The sequence below is a fragment of the Shewanella pneumatophori genome (assembly GCF_023283895.1).
GTDB classification, from domain to species: domain Bacteria; phylum Pseudomonadota; class Gammaproteobacteria; order Enterobacterales; family Shewanellaceae; genus Shewanella; species Shewanella pneumatophori.
The window spans coordinates 441,271-463,551 of record NZ_JAKILB010000002.1 but is presented as its reverse complement, the minus strand read 5'-3'; the positions used below and the strand labels follow the sequence as shown (position 1 = coordinate 463,551).

15 protein-coding genes are annotated in these 22,281 nt (G+C 42.1%); 7 read left to right on the top strand and 8 right to left on the bottom strand.

Annotated features, from left to right (window positions below):
• Nucleotides 1–190: 190 nt before the first annotated feature.
• Complete coding sequence (locus L2740_RS05025) at nucleotides 191–1,795, bottom strand: PepSY-associated TM helix domain-containing protein (RefSeq protein ID WP_248949023.1); 1,605 nt, start codon at nucleotides 1,793–1,795, stop codon at nucleotides 191–193.
• Nucleotides 1,792–2,055 carry a hypothetical protein gene (locus L2740_RS05020; protein WP_248949022.1) on the bottom strand — a complete coding sequence of 88 codons (264 nt, stop codon included), beginning with the start codon at nucleotides 2,053–2,055 and terminating at the stop codon, nucleotides 1,792–1,794. The genes L2740_RS05025 and L2740_RS05020 overlap by 4 nt, the downstream gene beginning before the upstream one ends.
• 452 nt (nucleotides 2,056–2,507) lie before the next feature.
• Between L2740_RS05020 and L2740_RS05015 the strand changes: the two genes are divergently transcribed.
• Nucleotides 2,508–4,874: a TonB-dependent receptor gene (locus L2740_RS05015; protein ID WP_248949021.1), complete on the top strand. Its 2,367-nt coding sequence runs from the start codon at nucleotides 2,508–2,510 to the stop codon at nucleotides 4,872–4,874.
• Between the two features lie 128 nt (nucleotides 4,875–5,002).
• On the opposite strand, the gene L2740_RS05010 is transcribed toward L2740_RS05015, so the two are convergent.
• The 4 genes from L2740_RS05010 to glnD form a co-directional block, all read right to left on the bottom strand.
• Nucleotides 5,003–6,067, bottom strand: a complete 1,065-nt coding sequence (locus L2740_RS05010; RefSeq protein WP_248949020.1) for a GGDEF domain-containing protein — start codon at nucleotides 6,065–6,067, stop codon at nucleotides 5,003–5,005.
• A 308-nt stretch (nucleotides 6,068–6,375) separates the two neighbouring features.
• Nucleotides 6,376–7,845 (bottom strand): carbon starvation CstA family protein, encoded by a 1,470-nt coding sequence (locus L2740_RS05005; protein WP_248949019.1) that lies wholly within the window; start codon nucleotides 7,843–7,845, stop codon nucleotides 6,376–6,378.
• A gap of 626 nt (nucleotides 7,846–8,471) precedes the next feature.
• Entirely contained in the window at nucleotides 8,472–9,134 is a 663-nt protein-coding gene (locus L2740_RS05000) for an HAD-IB family phosphatase (protein ID WP_248949018.1), read from the bottom strand.
• Nucleotides 9,135–9,208: 74 nt separating this feature from the next.
• Nucleotides 9,209–11,782 (bottom strand): [protein-PII] uridylyltransferase, encoded by a 2,574-nt coding sequence (gene glnD, locus L2740_RS04995; protein ID WP_248949017.1) that lies wholly within the window; start codon nucleotides 11,780–11,782, stop codon nucleotides 9,209–9,211.
• A 447-nt stretch (nucleotides 11,783–12,229) separates the two neighbouring features.
• Between glnD and L2740_RS04990 the strand changes: the two genes are divergently transcribed.
• Entirely contained in the window at nucleotides 12,230–12,634 is a 405-nt protein-coding gene (locus L2740_RS04990) for a hypothetical protein (RefSeq protein WP_248949016.1), read from the top strand.
• Nucleotides 12,635–12,794: 160 nt separating this feature from the next.
• On the opposite strand, the gene L2740_RS04985 is transcribed toward L2740_RS04990, so the two are convergent.
• Entirely contained in the window at nucleotides 12,795–13,832 is a 1,038-nt protein-coding gene (locus L2740_RS04985) for a hypothetical protein (RefSeq protein WP_248949015.1), read from the bottom strand.
• 447 nt (nucleotides 13,833–14,279) lie between these two features.
• Here L2740_RS04985 and L2740_RS04980 point away from each other — a divergent pair, with 447 nt between their 5' ends.
• The 4 genes from L2740_RS04980 (at nucleotide 14,280) to L2740_RS04965 (ending at nucleotide 19,735) form a co-directional block, all read left to right on the top strand.
• Nucleotides 14,280–15,536 (top strand): efflux RND transporter periplasmic adaptor subunit, encoded by a 1,257-nt coding sequence (locus tag L2740_RS04980; protein WP_248949014.1) that lies wholly within the window; start codon nucleotides 14,280–14,282, stop codon nucleotides 15,534–15,536.
• Complete coding sequence (locus L2740_RS04975; RefSeq protein ID WP_248949013.1) at nucleotides 15,536–18,667, top strand: efflux RND transporter permease subunit; 3,132 nt, start codon at nucleotides 15,536–15,538, stop codon at nucleotides 18,665–18,667. Before L2740_RS04980 ends, L2740_RS04975 begins: the two co-directional genes overlap by 1 nt.
• A gap of 82 nt (nucleotides 18,668–18,749) precedes the next feature.
• Entirely contained in the window at nucleotides 18,750–19,262 is a 513-nt protein-coding gene (locus L2740_RS04970; protein WP_248949012.1) for a MerR family transcriptional regulator, read from the top strand.
• Nucleotides 19,263–19,495: 233 nt separating this feature from the next.
• A complete protein-coding gene (locus L2740_RS04965) occupies nucleotides 19,496–19,735 on the top strand; it encodes an HP1242/YdcH family protein (RefSeq protein ID WP_248949011.1) in 240 nt (79 codons plus the stop codon).
• Nucleotides 19,736–19,836: 101 nt separating this feature from the next.
• Here L2740_RS04965 and L2740_RS04960 read toward each other — a convergent pair whose 3' ends face one another.
• The gene (locus L2740_RS04960) at nucleotides 19,837–20,913 is read right to left on the bottom strand and encodes a hypothetical protein (RefSeq protein ID WP_248949010.1); all 1,077 of its coding nucleotides are present in this window, start codon (nucleotides 20,911–20,913) and stop codon (nucleotides 19,837–19,839) included.
• A 435-nt stretch (nucleotides 20,914–21,348) separates the two neighbouring features.
• Here L2740_RS04960 and L2740_RS04955 point away from each other — a divergent pair, with 435 nt between their 5' ends.
• The gene (locus L2740_RS04955) at nucleotides 21,349–22,239 is read left to right on the top strand and encodes a prohibitin family protein (RefSeq protein ID WP_248949009.1); all 891 of its coding nucleotides are present in this window, start codon (nucleotides 21,349–21,351) and stop codon (nucleotides 22,237–22,239) included.
• The last annotated feature ends 42 nt before the right edge of the window (nucleotides 22,240–22,281 follow it).

Genomic DNA, 22,281 nt, shown 5'->3' with positions numbered 1-22,281 from the left:
AATTTACACCATAATTTGAAATTGGAATATAAAAAAATAACCACAAAATAAAATAATTTTAGTCACTTTGAAACCCGAGCGTTAACAACAAGCTAGCGTTGCATGTATTGTTTAAATTAGCCTAAACACCACACTTGATAAAAAAATGCAGCCCTAAGCTGCATTTTTTTATGTTTACTAATAACTTGTGTTAACTAACCGGCTGCAAGCTAAGTGATTGCTGCGATGGCAAATGACTAAGCTTTCGCACAATGTATAGCCCACTAATGATCATTAACAGCATACCTATTTCAACGCCAACAATGCCATAAAAACCTTGCCGAGTAAGCTGAATGATTTCACTGGCAAACAAGTACCAATCCGCCGCTATTGTTGCGGTTAACACTAAGCAGCTCAGCATTATCATTTGAGTTAAGTAGCGTCGTTTATTGCTAATGCTATAACTCAACACAATTGCCATCGCTAAAGTGAGTATAAAGCTGGCAATTAAGTAATCCGCTCGCGCTTGCATACCTGCGGGCAGCACACGCTCAACAAAGAAAGCCACGGTTGTAGCAACAATTAAACCACCGCAACCACCTAAGGTTAATCCCCTTACAATACTTATGTTGCGAGGCGATACATTTTGCTGCAAGGTACGCTTATCAAGCCACAACATATTGCCAATAACGATCATCGCACAGATGGCAACCGAGAGAATAAAATACAAAATACGCACATCTACACCGGCAAAATCGCCAAAATGTAGGGTCGCAATAATCTCGCGACCTTTACGAAATACATTGTAGTTTTCAATGTCGGTTTTATTGAGTAATTCACCTGTATTTACTCGATAAAAGAACTCATCTTTCTGCGAAAAATTCGCTAAATCATTACCGCGTAATTGGATAATCGCTGACTCATCACCGTAGTTATAAAAGATAACATTTCTTAAATAGAAATCAGGCTGCTGACGTGCTTGCTCAATAATCGTATATGCATTACTCATATCAATGCTTTGCTCGATTCTAGGCTCATCAAATAAGGTAAAACCTGCGTCTTTAAATAATGTGTCTTGATCGCCTTGGTAGATAAACACCACAAAGGCAATTTGGTAAACAATGGCTAAATTAAACACTAAGCCACTTAATGCATACATTAGAGTAAATGGCAGCGTCATCACGCCTACGACATTGTGTAAATCCAGTAACTGGTCACGACGGTTTTTATCATTGCGATATAAGAAAAAGTGTTTAAATAACTTTTTGGCGTGAATAAACACACCTGACACCAAAGCAAAAAAGAAGAACAAGCTAATGATGCCAATTAAGTAAGTCCCACCAGGCAAATTTAAGTCGTAATGTAACCGGTAGATAAAATCACCAAGAAAAAAGTCATCTCTATTGGCCACACTAGCGCCAGTATTTGGGTCGATGAGCAAAGACACCACTTCACCATGTTCATCTTCCATGCCCTCTTCACGAACGAGATCTAAGAACACTTTATAGTAAGGGTCATGTTCAGATGGCATTTGCACCATAAGGTGCTCTTCATAATCAAAATCATGCTGTGCCAGCTTATCTTCGACTATCTGCTGTAATGGCATTTTTGTTTGCTCTATTGCTACTGGAAACTGCGGCACAATAGCCCACTGCTTCACTTCTTCATAAAACAGCGTAACAGCACCAGCCCAAAAGATAACAAACAGCAGAGGTGAAATGATCACCCCTATCCAGCTATGAGATTCCGTTAGATTTTTAACCCACTGACTTCGCGGATTTCTACTTGTAGTAGCGTACATAGGTTGAGTATTCATAGGAGCGACTGGTACCAATAAAGAAGGAAGTTCACTGCCACAGAAAGCAGTAAGAATTTGCCACAAGCCAAAGCACTGGTTTTAGCGCTATTGAAGCTATAGTAATAAACCATGGCTGCGACCCAGATGCTAAAACCTGCCAATAATCCCACCAGCAATTTGATATCTATTGCTATTGGTAACAATAAATACAGACTCAACATCATACTGACGGACAGTAGTAAACCACCAAAAAAGGCAGTCAGAGATTTAGGCCACATGGTTAATTAATCCCTAATAGAAAGATACTTGGAAATATTGCTGCGCCGATTGCGAACACCAATATGCTGCGCTCTTTAGCGTGAGCAGCCACCACAACTAACAACAGCCACATTGCCATGGTTAATAGCAAGCTAATTAATAATGAGACCAGCCATCCAAAATGTGTTGTCAGGCCAAATACCGCTAAGCAGAGCGCTATGACATAACCCAACCAAGCAGGCATCTTAGGAATAGGTTTAACGGTAAGTCTCTGTCTATTAGAAGATAAATAGCTAGCAAAGCATCCAAGCCACAATAAAAAAACACTAACAAAAATCATAAAACGACCAAAGTTAATACAAATGATAATAATTTGTATTAATTATCGTAAATAGGTTATCAGATTACAAGATGATTATGTTAGCATCGCCGCAATTAAAAATAACAACCATTATCACTTGGACGATAAAACATGCGATCATCTAACTTAACCCCTATTGCCAGCGCAATTCGCTTTGGTTTACTTCTTCCGGCCTCACTAACCTGTTTATCTGCTGCAGCAGATAATGCTACCGATACCAGTAATATTGAGCGGATCATGGTTACTGGCCAGAAAATAGCCCGTACTGTGCAAGAGACCACAACCAGTGTTGCGGTGCTTACTGAGAAGCAGTTAGAACAAGAAAATATTAATGATTTTCGTGATGTAATAATCAATACCGCTAATGCTCAAGTCACAGGTAATCGTAGCTTTAGCATTCGTGGTATTGATGGTTTTAATGTATCTGGGGGTGGCAACAGCTTTTTGGCCAGTGTTTATGTAGATGGTGCACCTTTGCCTGAGCGTATGATTTATGGCGGCGGGTTTTCAACTTGGGACGCTAAGCAAGTTGAAATATTGCGTGGCCCACAATCGACATTGCAAGGCCGTAATGCGTTAGCTGGCGCGGTCATAATGACCACTCAAGCACCAACCCAAGACTGGCAAGGAAAGTACCAGCTAACTGTCGGCGAATACGGCCAACGAGAAATTGGCGTCGCCATTGGCGGTGGCCTTATTGAAGATGAGCTTTCATTCCGCTTTAGTGGTGAAAAGAAAGAGACTGACGGCTATATTGACAACTTAGTTCGCAATGAACCTGCCGATTATCGTGACGACGGCACTTATCGATTAAAGTTACTGTATCAACCATCGGCACTGCCTGAGTTTTCAGCTCAGCTTGGCTATACCCGCAGCAATAGTGATTATGGCCATACCGCGGTAGAAATTGCACAAGGTCAAAACCCATTTGAGAATCGCTATGTCTACAATAACGATGAAAGAAAAGAGACCGTCGATGCCGACATTCTGGTACTGGAGCTAAACTACGACTTAAACGATTATTGGTCGCTAGGCTCATATACAACTTGGTCTAGTGTCGATACTCGCTTTACTTGGGATTCTGACTTCTTAGAGATTGAAGGCAGTCAATTCCCTGAAGATACTGGCAGTATTTCTAACTACAAAAATACCACCGACTCACTAAGCCAAGAGCTAAGACTGACTTTTGAATACGATGACTTTAGCGGTATTATCGGCGCTTATTACTTCAATACTGATGTCGACGACCAGTCTAACGGCTTAAGTAATTTGAAGCTAAACCGTTTAGGCCTCACCAGTGATATATTGCAAGCAAGATACGGTCTCAGCCAACCTATTGCAGATTTAGTGGTTGGCCAATATGCCGAGTTTAATCCTGCTCACACAAGCGCATTAACCTCGTCACAGCAGACAATTTCAAGTTATGCGTTATTTGCCGATGCGGTTTGGAATATAACGGAAAAGTGGGACATTTTTGGTGGCATTCGCTTTGACCATGAAAAACAACAAACACAAAATGATGCGCAATACATCATCTTGAATGCAGATAAAATACCCGATCCAGCCAGTTATATTGGCACCCCTTATGAAGGTATCGCGCCGTTAATCGCAGGTATTAATCAGCAGTTTTATGATTTAGCCGCCAGTGCTTCATCAACCACCCCCAAGATTGAAAATGACTTTAATACTATCTTGCCTAAGCTAGGTGTGAGCTATCATTGGACAGAAGACTTCATCACTAGCTTTTCATACCAAAAAGGCTATCGCTCAGGTGGCGTAGGCATAAATAACGCTCGCGGTGATGTGTTTGAGTACGATCCTGAATACACTGATAACTATGAGCTATCGCTGCGCTCTACTTGGTTAGACGGCGACCTCGTTGCCAATGCTAACCTGTTTTATGTCGGCTGGCGTGACCAACAAGTGAACGTGCAACTCTCACCTAACCGTTATGACAATGAAACCGTCAATGCAGGTCAATCAACTGTGCAAGGTTTTGAGCTTGAGCTGAACTACCAAGTCACTGACGAACTCACCTTATATGCTGCTGTGGGGCAGTCAAAGACCGAGTTTACTGATTTTGTGATCACAATTCCTACTGAAACGACACCGATCGTTAATGACTTATCCGGCCGCCAATTTACCGCACCAGAGTGGACAGGTAATGTTGGCGCTACTTACAGCGCTGACAATGGTATTTTTGCTAACGTGAATGCCAACTATGCCCAAAGCGCACCGGTTAAGGTTGATCCATACCGCGAAGGTTACAAAGAGGGGGATGAACTATTTGACCCTTACAATGACAGCCGCACTCTGGTCAATATGCAGATTGGTTACGAGTGGCAAACAGTGGGAATTTACCTGCAAGGTAAGAACTTATTTGATGAAGAGTACATTACCAATAACTTTACCCGCACCCCGGCTTTAGGTGAACCAAGACACTTTGCCTTAACCTTACGTGGTGAATTTAGCCTATAAAACTACGCAATAAGGCCAGCTAGGCTGGCCTTATTTAATTAATTAAAAACTGGAGGCTGTTTTGCTAGCACTGGTAGGATTTACTGCGATTTTGTTTTTACTACTGCTAACCTTGTGGCAAGTGTTAGCTATTTTGCAGCAGACTGAATATTAACTAACTTGTCTGGGTAATATTCGCTAATCACACTCACTTTAACCTGATTTCTACCCGCCTTTTTAGCCGCGTAAAGCGCCATGTCAGCACGTTTTACCCACACTTCACTTGTTTCATTAGCGATTGACTGAGCAATACCTATACTGAGCGTAACTTCAGCGATTTGCGGACACTGTATAGCCAAGCCTGCAATGGTTTTATTACGAATATTTTGGGTAACTGTAAGCGCACTTTCTTGCTTGGTATTATCAAACAGCAATAAGAACTCATCGCCCCCTAAGCGAAATAGTAAATCTGTTTGACGACTATTACTGTTAACCAATTCAACCACAGATTTTATCACTTGGTCGCCAACATCATGACCATGTAAATCGTTCACCTTTTTAAAATAATCTATGTCGATAATCGCAATACAGGTTTGCTGACCAAGAGCCGCTTTACGAGTCGCAGCTTGTAGGCTGATCTCCATTTGATGCCGGTTTAGTGCCCCAGTTAATGAATCTCGAGTCGATAAATAACTGAGTTTAGACTGCAACTGACGCAGGGTTTCAACCACGCAGTGAGCAATAGAAACACTAAACAATAGCGCTAAAACAAAGCGTAGCGTCACCGTGGGCTCTTGGTGAGGGATAATCGTGAAAATACTACCCACAATAATCACGCCGTTGGTGATTAATGCCAGTTTTCGAGGAACTAAAAACACCACTGTGACCACCACAGGAAATACCCAGTAAGTACCTAAAGTGCCAAAGCTATCTACCGTCAGCACCATTGAGATACTCAAGAAAAACAATGACGGTTTATACCTCCAAAGGCTGTGCTTTAAGCGCAGCACCGCAATAATTTCAATCAGTAACACCAATTCGAAAGCGACCAAGAAACAGGCAAGTAACGTTTCACCAATCACGAAATTTTTGATGCTTAAAGGCAGAAATGTTATTAGCGACACAATGAGGATAAACTTCAACACTCGCTGGCGACTATTGATATCAAACAGCCCTTCGTCTTGGGGTTTTACAGAAAAATACTGTCTATCCATAAGCCGCCTTTGTCGTCGAATATTAGAGTAGCCTTACAATACCAAGCTACTTAGCTTAAAAATAAAATCAAGTAATTACTCTAACAAAACCGTAAAAACTGCTGTTAACGAATTTAAAATTGGTTGAATGTGACAATTTAATTATAGAGGATTTACAAGCAGCGTTATTTAGGATGGCTCTGCGATCATGAAAAAGGCTGCAAACTGCAGCCTTTGTGATGACAATCATTCAATCATGTCTAGATGTAACACCCAGCTCTCTTGTCAGAGGCTGATATCAACACCTATTTAAAGGGGAGATCTCAAAGCTATGGCTGACTAACCGCTTTACGCTTATTGTGCGCCATAATCAGTGCAATCAAACATACAATACCCACGGCGATGCCAACAGGTTGACTCAGTGATTGCGGTAACCCTAAGCCAATGCCTGCAGTGACGATATAAGATACCGTAACGCAAGTCCCCACAATAGCAGGTAAACTCACAATCCAATGGAAGGTGCCCCTGTCAAACAGGTACTTAGTCGCTAGCCACAATACGCTAGTTGAAAGCAGCATGTTTGAGAACGCGAAGTAGCGCCAGATTAACGAGAAATCAATCTTAGTCATAAAGTAAGCGATGATTAAAATTGGGATCGCTAAGAACAAGCGGTTTTTCAAACTTTGCGGGATCTTAAACGCATCAATAATCGTTAGACGTAAAGATCTAAAGGCTGTATCGCCAGAGGTAATAGGGAAAATCGCCACCGCAATAATCGCCATAATACCACCTGCAACACCAAGGTAAGTTGTCGCAACTTGGTTGACCACAAGCCCTGGGCCGCCCGCATCTAAAATGCTTTTCAGCTCAACATAACCACCTGGGAATGCTGCAATACCGGCTGTTGCCCACACACATGCCACGATGCCTTCAGACATCATTGCGCCATAATATACTGGACGAACATATTTCTCGTTAGTTAAACAGCGCGCCATAATAGGTGCTTGAGTTGAATGGAAACCACTAATTGCGCCACAGGTAATGGTGACAAATAATAAAGGCCACACAGGCAAACCGTCTGGGTTTGGCTCTAGCAAATCGTTGTTGTAATGACTATGGTCAAAGTAAGCAAATATATCGCCCATTTCAGGTAACTGCGGGGCGCTAATTAGCAGTGCAACTGCAATCGACACTGTCATAACAATCATTAATAAACCAAATATTGGGTAAAGCTTAGTAATGATCTTATCGATAGGCAGCATGGTTGCTAGGAAGTAGTAACCTAAAATCACCAATACCCAAAAGGTATTGTTGGCTAAGATTGTACCTTCAAAGTAATCAAGGTTACTCAGCAGCCCAGCTGGGCTCATAATGAATACCACACCAACAAAAAACAGTAGCATGGCAGTAAAAATCAACATCACCCCTTTAAAGTAAACGTTAAAATAATGCCCTGCGATTTCAGGCAAGCTTTTACCGTCTTCTTTAATACTCAACACACCAGAGAAGTAGTCGTGAACCGCCCCTCCAATGATGTTACCTAGGACAATCCACACCAGTGCAATTGGACCATATAACGCACCCAGAATTGGCCCAAAAATAGGCCCAACACCGGCAACATTAAGAAACTGAATTAAGTAAGCTTTAACCGGGTGAACTTCGACATAGTCGACACCGTCTTCAAATCTTGCTTGTGGGGTTTTTGCATTTGGATCTATTCCAGCTTGGCGTTCTACAAAGGGACTGTAGAACTTGTATGCTAGCAGTAATGCTGCAATACAAATTAAGAATATTAGCATTTTTATAATCATCCATATTTGTAGGGTATATGTTGAGCATAGAGTGTTGTTCACTAAAGGAATTTGGTCAAGTAACAACTTGTTATACCAAGGTCGGGCTTGCCTCCAGTTTTATCTTTATGCAAGGAAGACTTATGCCGCAGTATCGCTGTTGCCTCGCTCAAAATATGCGCCCCAAATCACAACCCTTAACAAACAACATAACAACATAACAACAGCGATAAAAGATATAACATCAAGCACACAACAAACCATACATAAACATGAGTAATGGATAAGATTTACATTCAAGCTGAGCAGACGAGTTGTAATCGTTAATAGCAGGAGTCTGGTAGAAAAAATATTTCCCTCATTGCCAGTGCAATGGGGAACGGTATCAGCATATAACTGCAAATAACCACAAATGAAATGAAAAACTTCCCTATCATGATGAAACTCCCTGATAACTTTAACCAATAACGACATCCATGCTAATTAAGCTTATCGTTATTACAAATTTACTCGCAAAACTAGTAGCAAGTCATAATCGGTAACCAACCTTTAGCTGCCAAATAACCATTTTACGCAATTGTTTCATCCATTAACCAACGGATTTAGTCTAACTAATAGCCAATGAGTGCAATTGGTTACTCTATTAAGGATTGCGTGACACCTTGCATATAGGCTTCATCTGCAAGGGCTAGCATGGCTAAGTCTTCTTTAGTATCGCCATAGGCGTATATGTAACTGTAATCTTTAAGATTAAAGCGCTCAGATACCTTAGACGCCTTAGCCTCACAACTGCAGTCGCCTGCAACATAGAATCCTGTGTAACGGCTATTTTTCGGTTCTTGATTTAGTTCTTGATTATGCGCTTGTATCTGTTCTTGTTTAGCCACTTGCTCGGTTGCCATTTCACTGCAAATCAGCTCTAACCCCATAATCTGACACCAAGGCTTAAGGTAGAGATCTAACGAGGCAGAAACCACAACGATGCTTGCGCCTTCAGCTTGATACTGTTTGAGGGTTTGTTGCATTTCAGGGCGCAGATAGCGTGGAATAATTTTTGTAGCGTATTCAACACCAAGCCGGTCAAGAGTCTGCTTGTCGCGACCAGCAAACGCACAGTAACTTACAAAAGGTCTAAGCTTGCGGGCTGGAATAACACCCATTTTGTAAAGCAGGTATAGCGGTGACATAAAGATAACACCCAACGCCAACCGCATAGGCGTGGCAGAGAAAAAGATAAACTTAGTGAACATATCTTTGTTGGTTAAGGTGCCATCAAAATCAAATAGAGCCAACTTCACGCTTATTTATTCAACCTATTAACTGAAAACCAGTATTGTATCAGCGCTAACAGTTGCTGTCGGCTACATCAATATTAAGCAATTTCTTCTTCAATTATGTCCACCAGCTTTAACTGCTCGTCGTGACCAAAAGGCGTTTGATCTGCATTAGAGACTAAAAATACATTTTCAGTGCTCTCGCCTAAGGTACTAATTTTAGCGGAATGAATACTGAGATTGCGCTCTGATAATAGATTACAGATCTGCTCTAAATACATAGGGTCGTCCAACGTATTAACTTTAAGCAGCGCGCGGTTTTTCTTGGTGGTGTGCAGCACTGTTACCACAGGTGGGTTATCGAAGTTTTTAAGTGCTCTATGTGGTAATAGTTTTCTCGGTTTATCTTTTTGATCGATGGCGCGATGAATACGCTTAACAATTTGCTCTAACCTTGGCTCATCATCAATTGGCTCATCTTTGTGATCCAATATTTTGATGATCTCTAACACCTGACCATTTTTGGTCTGCATCATCTGCGCATCCTTCACCTTAAGCTTAGAGCTAGCTAAGGTTTTAAATAGGTCGACAAACAGTTTTGGTCTGTCTTCGGTATACACAAAAATACTGGTAAAGCCGTTATCGCCGTTTTGCCCTATCAGCACCCGAGTCGTACCCGGCTCGCCTTTTAAAATGCCCGCGGTTATTTCGACAATATCTTCAACCGAATTACCGCTGAAGAAATTATTAGGCAAACTTTGCCAAAACTTAGTTAGCCGCTCGGCATCAACACCTGAGGCTAACAATGCGGCTCGCGCATCCGTTTGGTTTTCACGAATAACGGTGCGCACCTCAAAGATATTTTCAATCCCTTGTTTTAACGTTTCGCGAATAGCCATATAGAGTTGAGTTAATTGGCTTTCTTGCCAGTCATTCCAATAGCTTTCATTCGTGGCCATCATATCCGCGATGGTAAACAAAAATAGCGCATTAAGCTTACCTTGAGAGCCAATCAGCTTTGCCAAATGCTTAATTACATCAGGATCGTTAATATCCTGAGTTTGAATCGCGCTGATCAATACATCTTGGTTAGCCACCAACCAATAAATCAATGTAGTGGTTGAGCCTTTCAATAAATGTTCATCAGCCAACTCTTTAGCTTGAATCGCACTTAATTCGCTGTTCTCAATCGCCTGCTTACCTGACAAATGGTGACACAAGGTGGCAAACACTAAGGCAAAGCGATTGCCCAAGTTTTGATAGATACTGTAAGTGAGACTGTTTTTCTTATTTAGCGCAAAGCTATCAATGTACTGAATCGCTTTAAAGGTGTGCTCATCGACCGTAAACGCATTGTGCATATCAAACTGCATTTGCCCTTCGATCGCATGCCACTGTGAGCAGTATGCGGCTAACACACCATAGCGATGCATTAAGCCTAACGACTTACGCAGCCCCTTAGGGTGCGCCAAAATTGCCAAAAACTCTTCACGGCAACCTTGATAATCTTGTAACTCACCTAATAAACGACGCCTTGTTTGTCGCAGTAATCTAAGGGTTTGCGGCGCAATACCAATGATATTGTCGTTTTCTGCAATCAACCTAAACATGCGTATCACTTGGCGTTTATCAATAAAGGCCTGAGTAAATTTAACCTCAATTAAGCCATTACAAACACTAAAATATTTATCAAGAGACTGCAGATTTTCACGCTCGGTTTCATTAAGCGTATCGAGCTTGAAGGAGTCACAGATAATCTGGTTTAGCTCGCGCACTCGAGTCATAGCCCGAAACAGCTGACGCATCATACGTTCAATAGCTAACTGGCTATTATCACCTTGGCCAAACTGCATAAACTCAGCCACTGCCGCTTGGTGCTCAAACAATAATACATCTTGCGCCGATTGTGTGACGCAGTGTAGTGCCCAGCGAACACGACAAATAAAGTCATAAGCCTCTAACAGCTCGTACACTTCATCTTGCTGTAAAAAACCAATGGTTTTTAACGCATTGGCATTTGCTAGTGAGAAATGTTTTTGCGCTATCCACATAATGGTGTGCACATCGCGCAGGCCACCGGGATTATTTTTTAAATTGGGTTCTAAATACAGCGCAGTGTTCTGCGCTTTATTGTGCCTGAGATCTTGCTCTTCCATCTTGGCATCATAAAAAGACAGGCTAGTCCAAAGCTCATTTTGATAAAGCTGCTCTTTAATCACTTGCGAATGTTTTTTAGCGCCAACCAGACAACGAATATCGAGTAAATTGGTAGCAATGGTAATGTCTGTTGCGGCAGCGTCGATAGACTCAGGTAGGGTTCTAACGGTTTGGCCAATATCTAAGCCAAAGTCCCAAAGGCGGGTAAGGAAAAGCGATAATTGTTCTTGTTGTTGCGGGGTTAACTCTTGCTCAATGATGATGGCTAAATCAATGTCAGACCTAGGATGCAATGCCCTTCGGCCATAACCTCCAACAGCATTAAGCGACATGGGAGTTTTATGTAATTGGTAAGTCTTCCATAACGATACCAACATTTCGTCTATATGCTTAGCCCGCCTCTTTAATAGCGATTGCACTGGCAGCGTTAAAAACTGCGCATTAAGCTTTTCGTCGAAAGATTTGATATGAAACTTCAACTCCTCGAGAGAATTCAGTTCCAAAGTATTAGACATAATTTAGGGCTCTTTATCGCTAAACAACAGATTTACACTAGCTCGATTTCCAATATTAACGTACCCATTTCCATACTAGGTCGCCAAATTAGAGCATTTTAAATAGGGCAAAAGCTCTGCTCCTATCGACATAACCATAACAATCAAAAGACTTTTTTTCAACAAAACCCAAGACTAGCACTTAGTTACATAGCAGTTAGAACACTGCTTTCACTCAACTTTTAGCGTAAATATTGCAGGATATTTGCAGCCTTTAATGGCCCGCCTAAACCAGATAACAATCTTGAATAATAACAAGTTAGCGGTATTTAGCTTGAGTCTCTGCTAGAGTGTTGCTCAAGGTAAATTTAACTTAACTGTTTTTAACTAAATTCATCTTTCACTAATATGTAACTCATACCAGAGTTGCACGTGAGTTGAAGCAAGTTTTCTGTTTAAGGGCATTGAATGAAACAAAAAGTCGTATTTGTAAAAAGCTATTTCGCTAAAATTGAAACGGATAAACGCGAGCAGATGTGGGCAGCTAAGCCAAAAACATCAGAGTTTGAATACTCAACTTGTAAAATTGATAGCGAAAGACTTAATGCCGATCTTGAGCAAGCAATCACCGCCTTGAATCAGCAAGGCTATAAAGTTGTGCAAATTACCCCGGTGACCTCTGGTGATTTCGCCTTTAAAGATCACTTTAGCGACCCGCACTTATTAGGTAATGGCGTGAGCACTGAAGGCGGTTACGGCTATGGTTTTTCTTATACCGACAGTTTAATCGTGTTAGCCGAGCAAGTTACCCAGCCTGCTGCGGATACAGCAGATGATATCGAGCTGGAATCGAGTATTGCTAACGCTGAATAAGACCGCTAATTTAGACGACGAATAGGCTGAATTACTCTTTAATAAACAAGCCACTAATTTACGATTAGTGGCTTTATTTTGAGTGGATTAAAGAGTTGCAATTGCTAGAGGTAAACTGACTAATATTAACAAGCTAGATAACCCAAAAAGCATCATGCAGTTAAACATTTTGAAATAGCACTTCTAATGTAAAAGTGAATACGACTTGGTTAATTCGCTCAGAAAACTCATCTTCTTTACTCCAACGATATTCAGGAGTAATTGCAAAAAACAACCAATCTCGGGCAAAATTTTGTCTATAGGTCGCACTAATACTGGCCTTTTTAACATAGTGATAAGGCTCATCTACGCCATAAATACTCGCCTGATAGCTTATCGCCTGTTTATTATTAATGTATTGGTATAGCGTCGCGCTTGAACCAAACTCCCAGCCATTATCGCGACTCTCGTATTGCGCAACAGCACTCCAGCGGCCAACAAACTCTTCGCTAAATGCATGCTCGATATCGAACTCTGTAGACTCACCAGTAACCTTCTTCTCTTGATACAGCTTCTGCGTCAAACGGGTTACTGTGCGATCAGAAATTGGATAGGTATATCGCCATCTTGCCTCAACCTTAGGTTTGAAGTTGGCTTTAATATTAAAGCTGACTCTATCCTTAGCGTACCAGTCGTATCGCAAACCAATATCGCGCTCATTATCGTCACCTAAAGATTTGATAAATCCAAAGGGATCATCTTCGCCGGTTGAATCTAAAATGAGTTTTAGTTTTTTAGTCACCCCAGGTAAATTTAAACGCGCATTCAAGTTAGCTTTATATTGAAAGCCCTCTTTTTCATAGTAAGCGAAGTCGTTATATAGACGCACGACCGTCGCTGCATGGGCATCATCTTCAATTCTGTCGTCAACAAAAAAACTATCGAACCAGATAGCAGGCTGACAAAACTTGGTAGTGAGATAGTCATGCGCCTTGTCGATGGCGCTTTCCATTTGTGAATCACTGTAGCAAGGGTTTCGTTGTTGCTCTGTTTCTGCAGCTTTATTTGTTGGGGCTGTTGTATTCGCTGGAGTATTCGCTGAAGCAGTCTCTGTGGCGGTGTGCGTGGTACTGGATGTTGTGGCGGCAGCGGCATCAAAGCCTAAGCAAAATACCAAGCTAGAAATCAAACCTAGCAACAACATCTGATGTTTAAACAACAAGTTGACCACGCAATAAACAAAACCAGTAATGCCGCAATAGTATCATCTTTACAGCTGCACTACATAAAGATTACATCAAGATTGCAACCCAAAGTGCATCTCGCTTTACTCATTTAATCTGCAACTCTTTGAACGCTAAGCACCATCGTTAGTTAAAGCTGCTGACACGATGAAATACGCTAAAACAGCCTCCTCAGCCCTACGATGGCGACGCCCTGAAACGAGTACGCGTTTTATTAACATGCTTCGACATTAACTTCACATATGCCTCAGTAAGCTATTGCTAAAACGCCAAAGCTTTGTTTGCCAACCATACTCGCTCACCTATTGCAAAAGGCAAAAATAACAAAGTAAACCGCGATAAATCAGCAATAAAGGCCAAATGGATTAAGCAATCTGACTTAGTTCCCAATAGCCATTTTAATGAATTCAGGCAATGACCATATGACTCAGCATACAAGCTCCAATAATGAGCAAAACACTGACCAAAAGATTGACCCCAAAGTAGAGCTAACAGCACAAGACAGCAAACAAGATAGAAAAAAAACGCCCAAGCACAGTTTCGAAAGTGCGAGTAAATGGCCTGCGTTTTATATCGCGATGATAGGCATTATTGGCTGCACACTTATTGCTATGACCGCACCCGCTACCGCGGTAAAACCAGAGGTCAGCAACACGATCAATGTCAATACCATAAGCATTTACCCTACCAGCTTTACACCGAGCTATAACGCCTATGGCACTGTTATCGCAGACAACAAACTGACCCTAAGCGCTCAGGTTGACGGCCAACTTGATTACCTCAGCAGTAACATTGTTGAAGGTGGTGTAGTACTTAGCAACGAGCTTATTTACCAGCAAGATAGCAGCGATCTCAACGCACTTTTATCTCAACGCCAAGCTCAATGGCAAATAGCGTTAGCTCAGTTATCGCTAGAGCAAGGTGAACAACGAATCGCGCAAAAAGATTACCAAATGATGCAGCAAGATTTTAAAGATAATAATTGGCAAATTGATATCGACTTGCTATTGCGTCAACCACAGCTAAGTCGCGCTAAAGCTGAGCTTGATATCGCTAAAAATGCCTTGGCAATCGCAGAGCGAGACCTTGAGCGCAGCCGCTGGGTTAGCAAGCAGCACTACATTGTTGAGTCTAAAAATGCCACTCAAGGCGACTACCTCAATAAGGGCGACAAAATTGCCTCTTTAGTTGATATAAGCCAACTTAGAGTGCCATTTTATCTACCGCGAGATCTCGCGCAGCAATTACAACTAGGGCAGAAAATTACCCTTTCACAACCTGATACCAACCAAAGCTTTGAGGCCACTATCAGCCATATTGTGCCGTTTTTAGATGGCAGCTCGCAGCTGCAAAAAGTATTCGCTCACTATCAGCCATATTCATCAAAGCCCCATCTAGAGCAGGCTAAAGGGCTTATTATCGGCGACTTTGTCAAAGCCAAAGTCGACTTTAAGACGATACAAAACACCGTAAAGCTGCCTCTTGCTGCAATTGATGATGCAAAGGTTTGGTTGGTAACGCCCGCAAACACACTGCAAAGCAGAGCAGTGAATATTGTGCATCAAGATGAAGGCCACGCGATAATAGCCAATGTATTTACTCCGCAAGAGCGCATTGTTACCAGCAAGCTACACCGCCCACAAGTTGGCCTTAGCGTTAATGTTGTGGAGTCTTTCTAATGCAATATTTAGCCAATATCCCTAAGCCAATACCCAATGCTAGCAGCCAAACTGACTCCACTTTACAGCGGTTGCTCGCTTGGATGATTGATAACCCAATTGCAGTTAACTTGTTAACCTTGGTTTTTATTGCCATCGGCATTTATCGCTTCAATGACATTACCCAGCAAACTTCTCCAGCTTTCAAAGTCGATGAAATTGCCATAACAGCAAGCTTTCCTGGCGCAACAATTAAGGAGATGGAACAAGGTATTATTTTACCGATTGAGCATCGCTTGAAGGAAAATACCCGTATAGACCGTATGCACGCTAGCGCAACAATAGGCGAAGCCGTAATCACCCTAAGCCTTAATGATGGTGTTGATGTCAATAACATGCTTGCCGATGTGAAAAATGAAGTCGACAGCATTAGTGGCTTTCCAAGCGGAATGGAGCCAATGCAAATTAGTGTGGTTGAAGAGTTAGAGCCATTAATTGAACTGGGATTATATGGAGACTTAACTGAAACCGAGATAAAGACTGAAGCCATCAAGCTCAAGCATGATTTGCTATCCAGATTTGATATCGCACAAATCAAATTTGAGGGAACCAGAGACAGTGAAGTCGTTATTGAAGTCAGCCAAGATAAACTAATGCAGCACCAACTCACATTGGCACAAATTACCGAAAAGGTTGCGCAATCGGTTGATGACACCTCTGCAGGCAGCATTAGCACAAGCGCTGGTAATATCGTGATCCGCACGCTGGGCCGTAAACAGCAACTTGAACAATTTCGTGCGATAAATATTTATGCAGGGGCCTCCGGTGCTCAGTTAACCTTAGGGCAAATTGCCGAAGTGAATTGGGGATTCTCGCAACAAGAGCAGCCCTTTAATGTTAACGGCAAGCCTGCGGTTATGCTGGTTGTCTATCAGAACCAACAAGTTAAACCCATAGAGCTGAGCGCTGAGATCACTGATTACATCAACCAGTATCAAACGTTATTGCCTAACAATAGCCAATTAATTGTGCTCGATGATCAAGCCCAAGCCTATCAAACTCGCAGTAATTTGTTGCTCAATAATGGCTTAATCGGCATGGTTTTGGTGATCCTAACCTTGTCACTTTTACTCGATACTCGGTTGGCATTTTGGGTGTGCATGGGGATCCCTATAACCATTTTAGGTACGTTAGGCTTGATGCCTAGCCTGAATATTCCGTTGAATATGGTGACCCTATTTGCGTTTATTATCACTCTTGGGATCTTGGTGGACGATGCGGTAATTGTCGCTGAGAATATCTACCAAAAAGTCCATCAAGGTATGGAGGTCAACCAAGCATTAAAGCAAGGCGTACAAGAAATGGCGCTACCTGTATGTTTCTCGGTTGCGACCAACATTATCGCCTTTATGCCCTTATTATTTGTCAGTGGCGAGCTGGGCAATATGTATAAACCTATGGCACTGCTTATTTTTACTATTTTTGCGGTATCGCTTATTGAAGCCTTGTTTATTTTGCCTTACCACCTAAAGCAACTAGATAAACCTAAAAGGCTGACTCAACTGGCAATATTGCAGCAGCGTAGCTTTATGGCCTTTGAGTCTTTTCGAGACAATCGCTTCAAAGCTTTATTGGCAAGCTCACTCAAGCAACCTATGACAGTGATTGTGGTTTTTATCGCTGCCAATTTGTTAGTTTTTACTTGGGTAGGATCGGGCCGAATTGATAGCAGCTTTGTGCCTAAAGTTGAATCAGAGCGAATAGACGTTGAAGTTGAGTTTATTGCTGGTAGTTCTCTTGCAGATAAAAAGCGCATTATGCGGGCCATTGAAGCGGCTGGGGTGCGCGCTTTCATTGAACTCAATGAGCCAAATAACTTTAAGCACATTATGTTGTCCATCGAAGGCGGTTCAGGCTCTAGTACCTTTCAAATTCCAGCAGAAGAACTGCGCCAATATAGCGCACATCAGTTGGTCGATAGCTGGCGAACTGAGATTGGCGAGGTTGCTGGGGTAAAGTCACTTTTCTTTGATTTCGAAGTTGGCCCAGGTGGCGGAAAAGAGCTGGTTATAGAGCTAGCCTCAACTGACAGCAGCGCGCTTAGCCAGGCCAGTTACGCCTTGATGAACAAGCTACAAACACTACAGGGCGTAACAGATATAGATAGTGGTTTAATCGATGCGCAACGAGAGTTTGCTATTGAGGTTAATCAACGCGGCCTACAAATGGGCTTTACTAGCCAAAGCTTAGGTGACCTAGTACGTAACAGCTTATATGGCACCGAAGTCAGCCGCCAAATTCAGCAGAGTGAAGAGCTAAAAGTGCGGGTCATGCGCCATAAACGAGAGCAGTTTAAGGCCAATAATTTAGCAGCATTATTAGTAACCTCTCCCAGCGGTCAACAGGTACTGCTCGGTCAAATAGCCAATATAACCCCGCAGTATTCTGCGACCCAAATAGAGCGAGTAGACGGTGTTGAGCAGGTTGAAGTCAGCGCGAGCGTTATTCGCAGCCAAGCTAATGTATCGTTGATAGTAAACCAAATTGACGATGTTATTCTGCCTAGTATTACCCAGCAATATCCAGAAGTTGAACTGGAACTTGGCGGCAGTGCTCGCACTGAGCGTAAGGTAAATGACAACCTCCTTACCGGTATCGCTCTGGCGCTATTTTTAGTGTTTGCTTTTTTAGCGATTTACTTCAAAAACAGTCTCGATGCTTTGCTGATATTAAGTGTTATCCCTCTATGTTTAGCCGCCGCTATGCTCGGCCATATTATGCTTGGGCACAGCTTTAGCGTAATGAGCCTGTTTGGCATGATTGCGCTATCAGGTTTAGTTCTCAATGGATCATTTGTATTGCTACTGGAGCTGAAAAAGCAATTACGACTTGGTTTATCTATTGCTGATGCGGTAATGCAAGCAAGCCTTGCTCGTTTCAGGCCGGTAATTATCACCGCAGTCACTACTGCCATAGGCCTAGCTCCTCTGCTATTTGAAACTTCGGTGCAGGCGCAATACCTCATCCCAATGGCGATTAGCTTAAGTTTTGGTACGCTATTTTCTATCGCAACAATATTAGTTTATTGCCCCGCATTATTTTATTTGGCTGAGCAATGGCGTAGCTCAAAACCAGTGAGTAATGACATTTAACGAAAATAATTGAAATACTTCGTTGACCTGTCTATAGGTATAGGCTTGAAACTCCACGCTGTCGTCAAGGCTAGGAAGAAATATGTATACGGTTACTCAGCTCGCTAAGCGCGCCAATATCTCGCGAACCACTCTGCTCTATTATGAGAAAGAGGGACTGCTCACACCTGCATTACGAGCTGATAATGGGTATAGATATTATGGTGAAGCTGAAGATAAAAAGTTAGCTGCCATAGTGTCATACCGAGCTTACGGGTTATCTGTTGCCAATATTGCGACCTTGCTAAAAGAAGACAACGAACTCGCACAACCTCAATTGCTAAAGGAGCACTTTAATCAGCTCGAGCAAGAGGTTGCCAAACTTAGACAGCAACAGCGGGCTATAGTGATATTACTCAAAGCCCCTGAGTTATTGGAGAATGAAATGGTTAACAAACAACGTTGGGTAGAAATTATGCTTGAAGCGGGTTTTGATGAAGCAGCAATGCTACGCTGGCACCAAACCTTTGAAAAACTTGAACCTGAAGAGCATCAAAAGTTTTTAGAATCGTTAAGTATTGATGCTGAAGAGATCAAACGTATTCGCGCGCTTTAAGCTTCGGCTAAAACGCCTGCTGCAATGGCAGGCGTTTTTATCAACATGCAAAGTTTACAGACTCCCAATTCCTATTTACTAATGCTTACCAACTATTTCTTATCAATTGAAACTCGCTTCAGAACCAATATAACGCTGAATATAAAAGCTCTAGTATTAACTTGTAATTAATCTCACGGTTAGCTTTACTTACCCTAGCAACAATATTGTTCATTCACTATTTAGGGGTTGATATGTTAGGCGAAAACCACTCACTACTGCATGAGTTTCCTGAGTACCAAGATATTATTGTTAAGCTTTGTCAAGACGACGATGCTTTTGCAAAAGACACCAAACACTACAATGCGCTGGATAAAGAGATCCGTGAACTTGAATTACGGGGCGCACCTATTGATGATGAAGCAATGCATCAACTTAAGCATGACAGAGCAGTACTAAAAGATGCACTGTTTCATCGGTTAAACACACAATAACCGTACCTAGCAGTACCAAATTTAAAAGTGTAATCATTAATAAAAAAGGGAGCTAATGCTCCCTTTTGATGCTCTATCGAGCAGTATAGCTTTCTAAAAAGTTAGTTAGCTTGAATAATCGTCGCGCTGTTATTGCTACCTAAGACGTGTACAGAGGCAATGTTATTCGCATCATTTTGCGTAACAGACACTAAGTTACTAACGCCGCCTTCAACATATATCTCCGCTAATTGCATTTCACCAGTTTGCGCTAGGCTAATATCGTTTTCAGCACCTAACCAAGATTCAACAGATGCTTGGTTAAAGTCACCTTGCTGTGAAATATCAACTCTAGATTGATCTTGCGCAGCGTCAGCATAAAGTCTGTTGCCTTGGCCATTTTGCACAATGAAGAGTTGGTTATCAGAGCCATTAGTACCAGCGCCAACCAAACCACCATAATTACTCGGAGTATTACCACCGCCCATAACGACGTTGTCGCTACCTTGCTGAGTAATATCAACCGAGCTTCCATCACCTAAACGCGTGCCAGCAGCAGCAAAGTTACGCTCACCAACTTGATTGATATTAATTGTATTGCCAAAACTATTACTATCTTGATCTACGATAGCAATGTTCTGTTCACCCGCTTGGCTTATCACAGCTAAATCATTTTCACCTGCTTGGTTCACAGTCGCTTCATTGCCATTACCCAACGTACTGCCACTTTGAGTCAATATTAACTGGTTAGCTAAACCACTTTGATTCACATCAGCTTGGTTTGATGCATCCTCCTGAGTGATACTGGCGTTTTGAGATGCTCCCAACTGCACAACCACAGCAGTGTTAGCTTCGCCCTGCTGGTCTAGTACTAGTTGGCTTAAATCACTGGTCTGCGTCACAGCAGCGCTTTGACTGTCACCTTGTTGAGTCACTGACAGTTGATTTAAATCGCCTGTTTGCACTACTTGAGCAGCACTAAGAGAAGTGTCTGATTGCAAAACAGTCACTTGGTTTGCCGCTCCTGTTTGTGCCACATTCGCGTTATTGTTTAAGCTATTACCCGTTTGAGTCACTACAGCTTGGTTATCATCTCCCGACTGAGTAATCTCTGCGATATTATCTTGGCTTGTCGCAGCATTGGCGCTAGAAAGAAACATCGCAGCAGAAACTAGCGCTGCTAACTTAGTATATTTCATATCCCTTTTCCCTAAATGGATAGTCATCAGCCAACAGTCAATTCTGTTAACCCCCGTAAAGAACATCAGCAGCATGACTCATGTTCCAAAGGTATTCTGAATCGCATACTTTGGCCGATACAGCCAATGCAACGCTTAATATTCAGAAACCTACAAAGATTATGATGAGCCTCATCGCAACTAGAATCCGCCCTAAGTATTAAGCAAGCCAAGCCTAAAGTTGTATTGTAATCCACCCTATAGACTTAACTACTAACCCGATGAAATATTCCCCCCTCAAGCTAGTGTGTTAACAATCAAAAACAAACTTTAACCAGCCTCGGCAAACTAAAGCTACTCACAAAACACACAATTTGGCATCATTTTAAAAACAAACATTTCAACCATGTACAATTATTGCTATCTTTGCGGCGCATATTTAGAAAGGACATCAAAATGCTGCAAAAAAACTCAAAGTTTTCTCAACTTACAAAATCTCTGTCATTGGTAAAAATATTACCCATCGCGCTGCTCATCATCGCCATCTTTAATTCATATTTTATTGTGATTGAAGGTCATGTCGGTGTGGTAAAGCGTTTTGGTGAAGCTAAAGACCAACAAAATCCTGGACTTCACTTTAAAATTCCTTTCATTGAAACCGTTGAAATGATTGAAGTCCGCACCCGTAAAAATGCTGAAAAAATGGCATCAAGCACTAAAGAGCAGATGCCAGTTACCATTGAAGTCAGCGTAAACTGGACGGTAAACAAAGAGGCTGCGCTGGATCTATTTAAGCGCTATGGCGGGCTAACACAGTTTGAGCAACGTATTCTCGACCCACGCTTTCGTTCAGCCACTAAAGATACCATTCCACAGTTTGAAGCAGAACAGCTAATCCAAGATAGAGCAAGTGCCATTCAGGGCATTGAACGCCGCTTAGCTGACGAAATGGAAGGCTTCCCTGTGGTTGTTGATAACATTCAAATTGAAAATATTATCCTGCCGCAAAAGTACATTAACTCAATTGAGATCAAGCAAACTGAGAAGAACCTTGCTGCGGCTGAGGAGCACAAGCTTGAGCGTCAACGTTTAGAAGCCCTGCGTGCAGTAAACACTGCCGATGCCCGTGCTAAAGGTATTTTGAAAGTCGCAGAGGCAGAAGCCCAGTCTATTTTGCTAAAAGGTAAAGCTGAGGCACAAGCAATTGAAGCCAAAGCTAAAGCGCTTAAGAATAACCCATTAATTGTAAAGTTAACTGAAGCACAGGCTTGGGATGGAAAGCTGCCATCTACCATGATGGGCGACGGTGCAATGCCAATCATGGATCTTCGCGACGCAAGTAAATAAATCGGGTGCCAATTAAAATTGGCGCTTTATGTGCCAATTAAA